This window comes from Nesterenkonia massiliensis (genome assembly GCF_000455245.1).
Taxonomy (GTDB): domain Bacteria; phylum Actinomycetota; class Actinomycetes; order Actinomycetales; family Micrococcaceae; genus Nesterenkonia; species Nesterenkonia rhizosphaerae.
In genome coordinates this window covers 391799-404593 of record NZ_HG005165.1, presented here as the reverse complement: position 1 = coordinate 404593, position 12795 = coordinate 391799, and the positions used below count along the sequence as shown (strand labels likewise).

Sequence of the window (12795 nt, the reverse complement as noted above, 5' to 3'; positions counted from 1 at the left end):
GCCGAACTGATCTTTAGCTGCCCATTGAGACCACCCGGTCACAACGATGACCACCGGGTGGCGGTCCTGTGTCTGACCAGCGCGACGGGCGCTGAGATCCCCGGTGAGTAGCCCCAGGATCTTCTGCACTTCGGGCATCTCATCCGGGGTCAGCCAGCACCCCAGCTCGTCACGTTCGGCGAACTGCGTGAGGCTCATATCCCCATCGAGAAGGTAGAGATATGGCGGGTCGGGCTGCTGCAGGAACTGGCTGACTGCGCCACAAACGGCTGCTGCCGCTCCGGCGCTCGGTTCACCTATGAACGCGATGCTGTGCGGATCCTGCGGGTCGAACGACAAGTCACGCTGGTCTTGGCCCGCGGGATCGTCCACCCGCCCCAGAAGGGCCATCTGGTGGCCGAATCCCTCTGCCTTCAGCGCGTCTGCAGGACGCAGTTCATCGGGAAGTGAAGGCAGTAGGGGAGTGTGGGGGCGCCGTCGTCGAGAGTGCACAAGGGCTGTTTCAAGAACCTGGGGAGTGCTGTGTTGTACCTGGGAACCTGCCGGTACTGGTCCCTTCTCAGGGATGACCTGCAGTCTCAGGTCATCCAAAATCAGCTGGGCGGTCTGAAACTCCCGGGCCGGTTCACCGGAGCGCTTGATAAATCCGCGACCTGGTAGCCGTGCAGGAATAGCCGCGGCCTGTCCACCGCCGATGAGATCCCGAGATTCTTCTTCACTGCGCACTCGCAGGCTGATACTTGTGCCGATATTGGCTCGAATATCTGCGGTAACCACACCCTGGGGGCGTTGCGTCGACAGAATCAGATGCAGACCGAGGGACCTCCCCAGTGTGGCCAGACGCATCAGTTCGTCCATGGCGTCCGGCAGTTCGTGGGCGAAGACTCTGAATTCGTCGATGACTACCAGGATCCGTGCCAGCGGAGAGTCCGGTCGCTGGTGTCGGTATTGCGCGTAATCGGAGACATCAGCCGCAAGGAAGAGTTTCTCCCGGCGGATGAGTTCACTGCGCAGACCTTCAAGAGTGCGTTCGGCCTGCGCGCGGGAGAGATCCGTGACGAGAGTCAGGCAATGCTCCAGCTGTGCCAGCTGATGAAAAGTAGCACCTCCTTTGAAATCGATGAGGGCCAAATTCACCTCCTCTGGACCGTAGCGAGAGGCCAACGAGACCAGCAGAGTCCTCAGCAGCTCAGACTTTCCCGAGCCGGTGGTACCACCGATCAGCAGATGGGGGCCATCTGAGACCAGGTCGATGGACTGCATGTGCTCACGGCCCTGTCCCAGATCAGCTACCAGAGAGGATTTGGCGTCATTGCTCCACCACGGAGCCGGAACTCTGACGCTGCAGGTCTCCGGAAGTCCTGCCAGCCCGCTATCGGTGCTGCCTTCAGGAACAGCCTCGCGCAACAGGATTTCCAGCGTGGTGAGTGAGAGTCCGTCGGCAATGAGCTGGTTTGCCTCGACGGAGGCGGATTCTGACCGCTCATGGCGGGTCACCTGCCTTGTCTCCATGCAAACTCTGCGATCCGCTGTACTAGCAGTTTCCGCAGAGGTGTCGCGACGGCTCTGATCATTGCTGACCTCACATGTGAGGACGTGCCATCCGGATGCGAGGGCGGCAGTGACAAACTCATCAGGTGCGGTCCCTGCGCACACCAGGACCCCCGGTGCTCTGTCCGCCAGCTCGACGGTCAGCGACGAGGCATCGTCGACCAACCTCACCCGCCGATAGTCGCGCAGCATCTGTAGTTCCACCAGCGGCTCAGCAACAGCGTGAGGCAGCTGGTATATCAACACATTGGGACGAAGCGGATGAACGACTAATTGCAGAAGGAACCATCTCATCAGACGCATTGAGTCGCGATGATTCCCATGAATGAGGGTGAGCCGACCCGGTGCCAGTTCGGCCCCTGCTACTCCCATCACTTCCGCATCGGCGTCACTGATCTGGCTAGTGGCGGATCCTGCCTCCACAGAGGCGAGCATCCGAGCATGACCGATCCTCACTACTGGGAAGCGAAGACCTCCGGGCTGGTCTGGATGATCCTGGCAGTCCTCAGCGCAGACATACGTCGCTGAGCCGCTGACACGACGCTCCGGCGTTCGGGTGCGCAGATCTAGCGCGAGCAGGCCTGCCGACCGTAGGGCTTCTTCACCCAGTAGTGCCCAACGAGTTGCTGCGTGACGGACGGCATGGCGAAAACGACGACGTCGCCGGTGTGAGTCCCAGGCAACTCCTGCAGCCAATGCCGCACTTGCAATACTGAAGATCAGGAAGAACCACATGCCGGTGACAGCGACCAGCACTAAGCCAACTACAAGTGGAATACACGCGGTGGCCAACATCATGCGGTGACGGCCTTCAGGCGGGGAGGCCTCAACCTTCTGCGCCGACGGGGGCCATATCCGGTTGTTGCTGGCGGTTCTGTGTTGGGCCAGGGTGAGTGTGGAGTATCCGACCTCCAGCACGCTGTCGGTATCGAGCACGTGAGGCCGTGCGGAGTGGGAGGATTCGCGTTGTGAGGCAGGAGTCACGGTGATCTGCTGCGCGCTGACTTCGATCAGCGCATGCCGACGGGAGAGTTCCGGATCTGCGACTTGAATGTCACAGCGACCGCGGCCAAGCCAATAGCTGCCGCGGCGCAGGGAAATGAGCTGGCCGGCATCAGGTCCGGACTCGACGCAGAGGCTGAGGCCTGGACGGCGGATGCGGCGCAGTCTTTCACCAGGAGGGGCTACAAGTACAACCATTCCTGGATGCAACAGCGCAGAGCCGGGGTCTAGATCAGCTAGCGGACGGCCCGCGGTGCTTAGCTGCACTTCGGGCTCAGCGTCGGCTCCGAAGAGGAATGACCGCAGCGCTGCGCTGATTTCTGGGCCGGTCGCTTCGCCGGTTCCGCCGGAGGCATGCAGTGCAACTCGCAATTCATGCTCGGCGGTTCCGGGTGCAAGGCGACGCAGTTCAGCCCATCGTCCCGGACTGATACCTCCGGGGGCGTGGACCACAGTGATGGTCAACATCGGGGCACCTGCTGGAGTAGAAAACACGGACTATGTCGCTTAGCAGACTAGGCACTAAAGAACTCCCCGTGCTCGGAGGGATGGCCAACCTGTGGAAAAACTCGCGTTCTCCACAGCTCCGAAAAAGTGCTGGTGCCCTTCGCCCATGCTGGCTATCGTGGGGCTCGGGAGCGCCGACCGCCGGTGTCTCTGATCGAATAAAGAAACGCTGGGTCCAGGTTCAGTTCAGGGTAGGGAAGGGTCTGCGTCGTGGACGCACTGGCAATCGTTGAGGACGAAGTTCGAGAACTCATTCGCGGCCGCGGTATTGATCCGGCGGATGACCCGTCTGGCGTGCGCGAAATTGTCGATACCGCCGTGGCCGAGTATGACCGTCGTGCCATCATTTCTGCTCTGCCGATGATTCACGACGTTCCGCAGGCTGTCCGGCGTATTTACGACGCTGTTGCGGGTTTTGGTGAATTGCAGCCGCTGCTAGACGACCCAGAGGTAGAAGAAGTCTGGATCAACGGGCCGAATGAAGTGTTCGCTGCCAGATCCGGACGTTCAGAATTGACGTCAATTACGCTCTCTGAGACCCGTATCAAGGACTTGGTGGAGCGGATGCTCAAGAGCTCTGGCCGACGTCTTGATCTCTCGAGCCCCTTCGTCGATGCCGCACTTCCAGACGGGTCCAGGCTGCATGTGGTGATCCCCGACATCACTCGCCGCCATTGGGCGGTGAATATCCGGAAGTTCATCAGCCGGGCGTCCTCACTTGATGACTTGGTGAGGCTGGGGTCGCTGAGTCCTCTTGCAGCTGATTTCCTTTCCCAATGTGTCGCCGCTGGGATGAACGTTCTTGTATCAGGCAGCACAGGAGCCGGGAAGACGACCCTGCTGAACTGTCTTGCCAGTGCCATCGGTCCCCGCGAGCGCGTGGTGACTGTGGAGGAGATCTTCGAGCTACGCATCCCGCTTAGGGATGTGGTGGGGTTGCAGTCCCGTCAAGCCAATTTGGAAGGCGAGGGCGAGATCCCTTTACGGCGTCTTGTGAAAGAAGCGCTGCGGATGCGACCGGACAGACTGATAGTCGGGGAGGTGCGCGAGGCGGAGAGCCTGGACATGCTGATCGCTATGAACAGCGGCTTGCCCGGGGCGTGCACCATTCATGCGAATTCCGCGGCAGATGCGCTGACCAAGATATGCACCCTCCCGCTCTTGGCTGGCGAGAACATCTCGCGCAACTTCATCTTGCCCACAGTAGCCTCATGCATCGATCTCGTGGTGCACTGTGAGCGCGAACCGTCCGGTCGCCGGTACGTCGCTCAGATCTTGGGAGTAGGTTCTCGCGTTGAGGCGGAACTCATCGAGACCTCCGATCTATTCCGCTGGGAGGACGGCAGTCTGCGGCCGCGGCCCGGTGCAGTCTTTGAACACCCACGTCTTCCGGCCCCGGCCCAGGCGCTGCTTCGGGGAACGTCATGATCAGCACTTTCTGGATCGCACTGGCCCTGGGTGTCTCACTAGGTACTGGAGGCGTTCTGATCCTGCTTTCGTTCACACCGAAGACACCGCGGAAAAGGGTCTCCCCAGGGGCCAGTCGATTGCGCAGACTGCTCGATGAAGCAGGTCAGTCCCGCCTTCCCGTCTCCGCGTTTCTCACCGCTGTGGTGCTTAGCGCGGGGGTCACTTTCTTCCTGGTGTATGCGCTGACCAGAGCTGCACCCATTGCAGCATGTTTGGCGATCTTTGCCTCCCTGGGCCCGTGGGCAGCACTGCGCTGGCAGGGCCGAAGACGCCGCGCACAGCTGGCCCAGGTTTGGCCCGATGTCGTAGATCATCTGCGCTCAGCCATTCGCTCTGGTCTCTCCCTGCCCGAGGGCCTGGTTCAACTTAGCCACAGTGGACCTGAGCCGCTGCGGGCGCCCTTTGCCGAATTTGCCCGGGACTGGCGCGCCGGACAACCTATGGCAACGGCATTGGCGAAGCTGAAGGACAGGCTCGCTGATCCGGTGGGAGACCGGATCATTCTCGCGCTGCAGATTACGCGGGAATTGGGAGGATCGGACCTGGGCCGGCTGCTCAATACTCTTTCAGAGGTCCTGCGCGATGCCGCCAAAACCCGAAGCGAACTTGAGGCGCGACAATCCTGGACCGTCAATGCGGCGAAACTCGCGGTCGCTGCGCCCTGGCTTGTGGTGTTGCTACTGGGGACCCAGCCGGCCGCAGCCGAGGCATACCGAGGCGCTCAGGGCATGCTTGTGCTAGGGGCTGGCCTTGTTGTTTCCCTGGTGTGCTATCGCATCATGCTTCGAATCGGGGCGCTGCCGCAGGAAGGGCGGGTGCTGGCATGACCGCGTCGCTGCTGTGGGCTATTGCTGCCGGTGTCGGGCTCGGGATAGGGCTGGTGACACTGTTCTTCGCGTTGCCAGTCATGAACCAGCCGCGGTTGAAGGAGCGGGTAGCGCCCTATGTCGCTGGAGTGCTCGTATCGGCGCCTGAGCCCGCATACCGACCATTGCAGATCAGTGGAGTCGCCCGTATCTTCGCCCCGCTGGTGGCTGCAGCGGTGTCCCAACTGGACCGGTTCAGTCTGAATACGGATCAGCTGCGCCGGCGGCTGCGCCATGCAGATATGAACCTCAGCGTCAGCGACTATCGCTTACAGCAAGTCCTCTGCGCCGCTGCAGGCGTGGTCATTGCCCTTATGCTCAATGTCTTGATGCTCCTGGCGGGTAATGGGAGTGTGCTTTTCGCCGCGTTCAGTGTGCCCGTCACAGCAGTGTGCGGTGTGCTCCTTCGTGACTATCTGCTCTCCCAGCGAGTGTCCCGGCGTCGAAAGCGAATGCTGACAGAATTTCCCACCATTGCCGAACTGCTCGCCCTGGCGGTGAGCGCCGGAGAGAGCGCCCCCGGTGCCTTTGAGCGTATTGGGCGAAGTTCCACAGGACTGTTGGCGGCGGAACTAAGCGCTGTGATTCAACAAACGCGGACTGGCGAGAGCTTCGGTACCGCAGTCAGGAACTTGAACCAGAGGATAGAAGCCGCCCCCATTGCTAGATTTCTCGAGGGCATTCTCATCGCCCTTGAACGAGGAACACCGCTGGCTGAAGTGATGCGGGCGCAGGCGGCGGATGTCCGGGAACTGTCCAAACGGGAACTGATGGAAGCGGCAGGGAGAAAAGAGATCGCCATGCTGGTGCCGCTGGTCTTCGGGATCCTTCCGCTGACTGTGATTTTCGCGGTCTACCCCGGCTTGGAGCTGCTTTCGATTGGCTTATGACCTATATCCCTACTGGACACGTCACGATAAGAAACGGAGAACTCCATGAATACACCACCACCTCACCTGCTGACGTCGCTGCTGCGAAGCCTCGATCGCGAAGAGCGAGGGGATGTTCCAGGCTGGGTGATGATCACGCTCATGTCAGCGGTGCTGGTCGCGGGCCTGCTTGCCATCGCTCAGCCGGCGCTGTCTGGTCTGTTCAATGATGCGATTAACCAAGTCGCGCCCTAGAGAAGTCGGCCACGCTTCCGAGCAGGGTTCCGCACCAGCCGAGTTCACCATGGTTGCGGGCCTCCTCGTCATGCTGTGCCTGATTGTTATCCAGTTCGCCGGGATGATTCACGTGCGCAACACGCTCATTGACGCCGCATCCACCGGTGCTCGTTTCGGAGCGCTGGCCGACCGCACAGCAGAAGACGGTGTGGAGCGCACACAGCAGCTCATCACGTCCGCAGTATCAGGCCGCTACGTCCAGGACATCAGCCACTCCTACTCCAGCGAGAACGGGGAGGGCCGGATCTTGGAGATTAGAGTCCGGGCGCAGGTACCGGTGCTCGGCGTCTTAGGCGGTTTAGGTGAGGTGGAGGTGTCAGGCAGTGCCTATGAGTTCCCGTGATGCTCTCCTGCGACCGCCCTTGCCCCGACACTCCGACGCCGGGGAAGAGGGCTCAGCGATCATTGAATTCATTGCGCTCGCCACACTGCTGCTCATTCCGGCTGTCTGGTTCTTGGTAGCAGTGGCGCAGATTCAGGCTGCCTCGTATGCGGCAGTGGGTGCATCTGATCAAGCAGCCAAAATGTACGTCACCACTGAGGGGCCTACCGCTGTGCGCGCGGCGCGCAGTGAAGCCGCCGTGTCCCGAGCGCTGCAGGACTTCGGCATCGATCCCGACCAGGCCGATATCACTCAGCATTGCCCGGAAGGCTGCGATACCGCTGGAGCGCCAGTGGGCTTCTCCGTGGAGATCCGTGTCCCTCTGCCGCTGATCCCTGAATTCGGCGGATGGGAACACCGGCTGGTCACAGTCAGCGCCACCTCCGCCCATGTGCAGGACGGAATATGAGTCCTCCTGCCAGGAATCCGCGGAGAATCGAGGGCGAATCTGGGCAGATCAGCGTGCTCGTCCTTGGAATGGTCCTGATTGTCCTGATGCTCACCGCTGTGATCTTTGGGGCAACCCGGGTCAATCTCGAAGCCCGGAAACTGTTCTCCACAGCAGACGGCGCGGCGACGGCTGCGGCCGCCAGCATTGAGCCCGGGTACAGCATCCAGGCGCCCGCTGCGTCTCAACTGCAGGCAGCCGTTGAAGAGCACCTCTTAGTCACCGACGCACACCAGAACCACTACCGGTTGCACGTGGTGAGAACCTGGGCCAGCGACGACGGTGAGACCGTCCACGTGGAACTGGCAGCGGAAGCGGAATTACCTGTGCTGCGGTGGATCATGCCCGCTGGTGTGCCAGTCGTCGCTGACTCCCATGCCCGAGTCACCATAAACCGCTGAGCCGCCCAGTGGGTTGTCCTCCCCACAGAACATGGCCCAGACCGGTACTGTAGTGACGTTATGGCAGAGACAGATTTCCCCACCGAGCTCAGCGAGCTGCGCTCCACCCTGCGCCGGATCACTGACGTCATCGACGTCGCCGCCCTCACCAAAGAGGTGGAAGACCTCGAGCAGCAGGCCGCAGATCCCAATCTCTGGGACAACCAGGAGAACGCCCAGCGCGTGAACTCCCAGCTGAGCCACAAGCAGGCCCAGCTGCAGCGCATCACCAAACTGGGCTCGCGCATCGAAGATGTTGAGCTCATGGCGGAGATGGCCAGAGAAGAAGGCGACGACGACGTCCTCGCCGACGCCGTCGATGAACTGGGCTCCATCCGCAAGGCGCTGGCAGCCCTGGAGATCGTCACACTGATGTCCGGCGAATACGACGAGCACGACGCCGTGGTCACCATCCGCGCCGGCGCAGGCGGCGTGGACGCCGCAGATTTCGCCGAAATGCTGCTGCGCATGTACACCCGCTGGGCAGAGCGCCGCGAATGGGACGTCAAAGTCTTAGACACCTCCTACGCCGAAGAAGCCGGCCTGAAATCCGCGACCTTCGAGATCAAAGCCCCCTACGCCTTCGGCACACTCTCAGTGGAAGCCGGCACCCACCGTCTGGTGCGCATCAGCCCCTTCGACAACCAGGGCCGCCGCCAGACCAGCTTCGCGGCAGTGGAAGTCATCCCGCTGCTGGAAGGCACCGAGTCAGTGGAGATCGACGAAAACGACCTGAAGGTCGACGTCTTCCGCTCCTCCGGCCCCGGCGGACAGTCTGTCAACACCACCGACTCAGCAGTGCGCCTGACCCACCTGCCCACCGGCATCGTGGTCTCCATGCAGAACGAAAAATCCCAGATCCAGAACCGCGCCGCAGCCATGCGCGTGCTGGAGGCCCGGCTGCTGCTGCTGAAAAAGCAGGAAGAAGCTGCGGAGAAGAAGGAACTGGCCGGGGATATCAAAGCCTCCTGGGGCGACCAGATCCGCTCCTATGTGCTGCACCCCTACCAAATGGTCAAGGACCTGCGCACCAACCACGAAGTCGGCAACGCCTCCTCGGTGCTCGACGGCGACCTCGACGGATTCATCGACGCCGGTATCCGCTGGCGCTCCCAGGGCGGAGACGAGAGCTAACCGCTCATGATCCGCTTCGACCAGGTCTCCCGGTATTACCAGTCGGGCGGCAAACCCGCGCTCGAAGACGTCACCGTGGAGTTCAACCGCGGCGACTTCGTCTTCCTCATCGGTGCCTCCGGCTCCGGCAAATCCACACTGCTGCGGATGATCCTGCGCGAAGGTCTGCCCCAGCGCGGGAAAATCACCGTGGCCGGCCAGAATCTGGCCCGCATGCTGGAACGCCGCGTGCCCGAATACCGGCGCAGCATCGGCATGGTCTTCCAGGACTTCCGGCTGCTCCCGGATAAGACCGTCTACGAGAACGTGGCCTTCGCCATGCGAGTCATCGGCGCACCTCGCACCCAGATCCGCAAACGTGTGATGAAGATCCTCTCGCGTGTGGGACTGGAGCACCTGACCAAGCGCTACCCGCATGAAATCTCCGGTGGCGAACAGCAGCGTGCAGCTATCGCACGCGCCATCGTCAACAGCCCAGCCATCCTGCTGGCCGATGAGCCCACCGGAAACCTCGACCCGCGCGCGGCAGAAGAGGTCATGAAGATCCTGCGCTGGATCAACGCCTCCGGCACCACTGTCATCATGGCCACCCACGACCGCGCCATCGTGGATCGCATGGCCCGCCGCGTGGTCCAGCTGCACCGCGGCAAACTGGTCCGCGACCAGCAGGACGGCAGCTACGACGCCCCCGAAGGCAGCTACGCCTGGGAACTGCTGACTAAAGAGCAGGAAGAATCCGGGCTGCGCGCCCATGACCCCGCACCCCTGCTCACCCAAGCCGTACCTATGGTGGCAGTCGGTGCAGCCGCTGAGCACAGCCAAGAACGGGGCACTGAACAGGGCAGCACTGACCAGAACAGCACTGCGCCGGACAGCACTGCGCCGAACAGCCCTGAGCCGAACAGCCCTGAGCCGAACAGCCCTGAGCCGGACAGCCCTGAGCCGGACAGCCCTGAGCCGGACAGCCCTGATCAGAACAGCACTGAACACCCGCGCGACGGCGAAGCTCGCCTTGAACCCGAAGTGGCTCCTGGAGATCAGCGCGACACTGAGCCTATGGACTCCGCAGCGTCACTGGAGCATGAACCCGATCCAGCGGCGGATGAGACCTCAGTGGCAGACTCACCTGGGGCTGAAGTCGTGCCGGAGCAGCCGATGGGGCCGCCAGCGGAGCAGGAAAACGCCGAGGACTCCGCAGCAGCGTCTGCGGACAGCCACCGGGTGATCCCGCGTGAGTTCCGGGTGACCTGGCCAGAAGACGCCAGCGACGCCGACCCCATTGAATCCTCCTCTCCTGCGGGAGTCGATGCAGCAGATATGCCAGCGTTGGATGGCGAAGCCTTCGAGGAGAGTCCTGAGGCGACACCGCAGGAACCAGTGGAGACTGCAGACCTTGCAGCTGATGAGCCTGAAACTGACGCGTTGACTCCCGTACCGCCGAAGCCGATCCCCGGGCAGCCATCACGCAGCACCACACAGTCCCGGCTGGCGTGGCTCTTCCAGTCTGAGGAGTCCCAGGGGACCGAAACTGATAAGCCCGCGGCTGATGAGCCCGCAGGTGCAGCACGCCCCGAGGTGCCCAAACCGCGCGCCTCCGCGGCTGAGGCCAGCTACAGCGATACCCGCCGCACAGCGGAGCAGCTACGGGCATCCAAGCGCGGCATCTTCGGCAGGAGGGGCAGTCGGTGAGTCGATTCTTCTACCAGCTGGGGGAGACCCTCAGCTCACTGCGCAAGAACGTCGCCATGGTGGCTTCGGTGGTGCTGGTCACCTTCATCTCGCTGAGCTTTGTGGGCGCCGCCGCACTGATGCAGATCCAGGTCAACCAGATGACCGATGACTTCTACGACCGCCTCGAGGTATCGGTCTTCCTGTGTACTGAAAGTTCCTCCGCCAGCGCCTGCCCCACCGGCGCTGTCACCGCAGACCAGCGCGAGAATATCGAGGAGATGCTCCAGAACGGAGCAGCGAGCCAGTATGTCTCCTCCTACCGGTACGAATCCCAGGACGAGGCGCTGCAGAACTACCTGGCCGCCCACGAGGACAGTGTCCGGGCGGCGTCAGTCACGGCCGAGGACATGCCCGAATCATTCCGTCTGCTGCTGCACGAACCGCAGGAATACCCCGTGGTTAGCGAACTGTTTGCCGCGGTGCCAGGGGTGGAGAACGTGGCCGACCAGCAAGAAGTCCTGGAATCCATCTTCGGCATCCTCAACGGACTCACCGTCGTCGCGCTCATCATCGCAGCGGTGATGATCCTGTGCACAGTACTGCTGGTCTCTACGACTATCCGACTCTCGGCTTTCAGCAGGCGACGAGAGACTTCGATCATGCGCATGGTGGGCGCCTCGAAGTCCATGATCCGTACGCCCTTCATTATGGAAGGGGTGATCGCCGCTGCAGCTGGTGCCGTGCTGGCCTGCGCGGCCACCTGGGTGATCGCCGAGTTCATGCTGGGACAGTGGCTGCCGCAGCAGGTCCCCGGCGTCGTCTTCATCTCTGCGCAGGACTCCTGGATTGTGATGCCGGGCCTGCTGCTGGTCGCTATTCTGCTGGCAGCGCTGTCCTCTTGGCTGACCGTGCGCCGCTACCTGCGTGTATAGTCGTCAATTACGTTTTCGCCCATCACAAGCAGCACCGCGTAGGAGGTGGCACCTGTGGCTAAGAAGAAGTCCAAGAACGACAAGGACCCGAATAATCACGTGGTGGCGCTGAACCGCCGCGCCCGGCATGACTACACCATCATTGACCGCTATGAAGCGGGCCTGGTGCTGACCGGTACGGAGGTGAAGTCCCTGCGCGAGGGCCAAGCCTCGCTGGTGGATGGGTTCGCCGCCTTTGATCGCAGTGGTGAGCTGTGGCTGGAGCAGGTCCACATCCCGGAGTACCTCAACGGGACATGGACCAACCATTCTGCTCGACGCAAGCGCAAGCTGCTGCTCAACCGCAAGGAACTGATCAAGATCTCCCGGCAGATCGAGGACCCGGGAAACACCATCGTGCCACTGAGCCTCTACTTCAAAGAGGGCAAAGCCAAGGTGGAGATCGGCATCGCACGCGGTAAGCGCGAGTTCGACAAGCGTCAGACACTGCGTGAAAAGCAGGATGCCCGCGAGGCCCAGCGCGCTATGCGCTACCGGAACCTGCAGGCATCCTGATCGATCTAGCTCGGCCTGGGCAGATCTACTGCGTTCTCACAGCACAGGCCGTGTGTGCTCAGCCCAGCAGACCGGCGATATAACCGACAAAAATCAGCCCCACCAAAATGACGATCGCCACCACCACAATGGTGATGACCATATTGGACTTCGGTGGCTTCGTGGGAGCCGACTGCGGCGGGCTTGCCGTGGCGGAGTTCGACGCCGGGGGAGTCTCCCCTGGCTGCGTCTGCTCAGAGCCGGGGTCGATATTGGGGTTGCGGCGTGTCTCATCGCGACCATAGCGCGCGCCCTCACTCTCATCCCCTACTGAAGCCGGTGGGGGAGTCTCAGAGTCACTCAACTCCTGCTCCTGCGGGGCAATGCCGTGACGCTCGGCCTCGTCCCGTTCCCGGACGTTCTGCCGCTGGGCGTCATCGGGCATCTCCTGTGGTGGAGGCTGCGGATTTGAGGTCTCCGGCTGGCCCTCTTGGCGGCGGGCAGGATCTGAGTTGCCCGAGGCCTGAGTCGATCCGAGATGCCGTGTAGTCCAGTCGCCTTCGCTAGCCATGATCATCACCTTCCCTGTGGCCGGCCGTGCGGTGACGGCCAGCGGTTGGCAGTGGCTTCAGCGTAAACACTCAAGACTGCAGGTCAGGTCCACATAGCCTGGAAAAATCATCAGAGGTCGC

Annotated in this window: 13 protein-coding genes; 11 read left to right on the top strand and 2 right to left on the bottom strand. The window is 62.0% G+C overall.

Annotated features, from left to right (window positions below; genetic code table 11):
• On the bottom strand, window positions 1-3021 hold a 3021-nt coding region (locus tag TX78_RS01845), incomplete at its 3' end, for an FtsK/SpoIIIE domain-containing protein (protein WP_081652485.1).
• 249 nt (window positions 3022-3270) lie between these two features.
• Between TX78_RS01845 and TX78_RS01840 the strand changes: the two genes are divergently transcribed.
• From TX78_RS01840 to smpB, 11 genes are read left to right on the top strand one after another with little or no spacing between them, the layout of a single operon-like run.
• A complete protein-coding gene (locus TX78_RS01840) occupies window positions 3271-4488 on the top strand; it encodes a CpaF family protein (RefSeq protein WP_044493065.1) in 1218 nt (405 codons plus the stop codon).
• Between the two features lie 14 nt (window positions 4489-4502).
• Window positions 4503-5357 (top strand): type II secretion system F family protein, encoded by an 855-nt coding sequence (locus tag TX78_RS01835; RefSeq protein WP_044493548.1) that lies wholly within the window; start codon window positions 4503-4505, stop codon window positions 5355-5357.
• Window positions 5354-6286 (top strand): type II secretion system F family protein, encoded by a 933-nt coding sequence (locus TX78_RS01830; protein ID WP_044493064.1) that lies wholly within the window; start codon window positions 5354-5356, stop codon window positions 6284-6286. The genes TX78_RS01835 and TX78_RS01830 overlap by 4 nt, the downstream gene beginning before the upstream one ends.
• Window positions 6287-6331: 45 nt before the next feature.
• A complete protein-coding gene (locus TX78_RS01825; protein WP_044493062.1) occupies window positions 6332-6520 on the top strand; it encodes a hypothetical protein in 189 nt (62 codons plus the stop codon).
• Window positions 6492-6905 (top strand): TadE family protein, encoded by a 414-nt coding sequence (locus TX78_RS01820; protein ID WP_049897305.1) that lies wholly within the window; start codon window positions 6492-6494, stop codon window positions 6903-6905. Before TX78_RS01825 ends, TX78_RS01820 begins: the two co-directional genes overlap by 29 nt.
• Window positions 6892-7353, top strand: a complete 462-nt coding sequence (locus TX78_RS01815) for a hypothetical protein (protein ID WP_044493056.1) — start codon at window positions 6892-6894, stop codon at window positions 7351-7353. Before TX78_RS01820 ends, TX78_RS01815 begins: the two co-directional genes overlap by 14 nt.
• Window positions 7350-7793 (top strand): pilus assembly protein TadG-related protein, encoded by a 444-nt coding sequence (locus TX78_RS01810; RefSeq protein ID WP_044493055.1) that lies wholly within the window; start codon window positions 7350-7352, stop codon window positions 7791-7793. The genes TX78_RS01815 and TX78_RS01810 overlap by 4 nt, the downstream gene beginning before the upstream one ends.
• 60 nt (window positions 7794-7853) lie before the next feature.
• Window positions 7854-8966, top strand: coding sequence for a peptide chain release factor 2 (gene prfB, locus TX78_RS01805; RefSeq protein WP_044493052.1), 1113 nt, complete (start codon window positions 7854-7856; stop codon window positions 8964-8966).
• A gap of 6 nt (window positions 8967-8972) precedes the next feature.
• Window positions 8973-10655 carry a cell division ATP-binding protein FtsE gene (ftsE, locus tag TX78_RS12445; RefSeq protein ID WP_049897303.1) on the top strand — a complete coding sequence of 561 codons (1683 nt, stop codon included), beginning with the start codon at window positions 8973-8975 and terminating at the stop codon, window positions 10653-10655.
• Entirely contained in the window at window positions 10652-11569 is a 918-nt protein-coding gene (ftsX, locus tag TX78_RS01795) for a permease-like cell division protein FtsX (protein ID WP_233722120.1), read from the top strand. The genes ftsE and ftsX overlap by 4 nt, the downstream gene beginning before the upstream one ends.
• A gap of 45 nt (window positions 11570-11614) precedes the next feature.
• On the top strand, window positions 11615-12124 hold the full coding sequence (smpB, locus tag TX78_RS01790) for an SsrA-binding protein SmpB (RefSeq protein WP_081652483.1): 510 nt from the start codon (window positions 11615-11617) through the stop codon (window positions 12122-12124).
• A 58-nt stretch (window positions 12125-12182) separates the two neighbouring features.
• Here the strand turns inward: smpB and TX78_RS01785 are convergent, their stop codons facing one another.
• On the bottom strand, window positions 12183-12674 hold the full coding sequence (locus tag TX78_RS01785) for a DUF6480 family protein (protein ID WP_147640393.1): 492 nt from the start codon (window positions 12672-12674) through the stop codon (window positions 12183-12185).
• Window positions 12675-12795 lie beyond the last annotated feature (121 nt).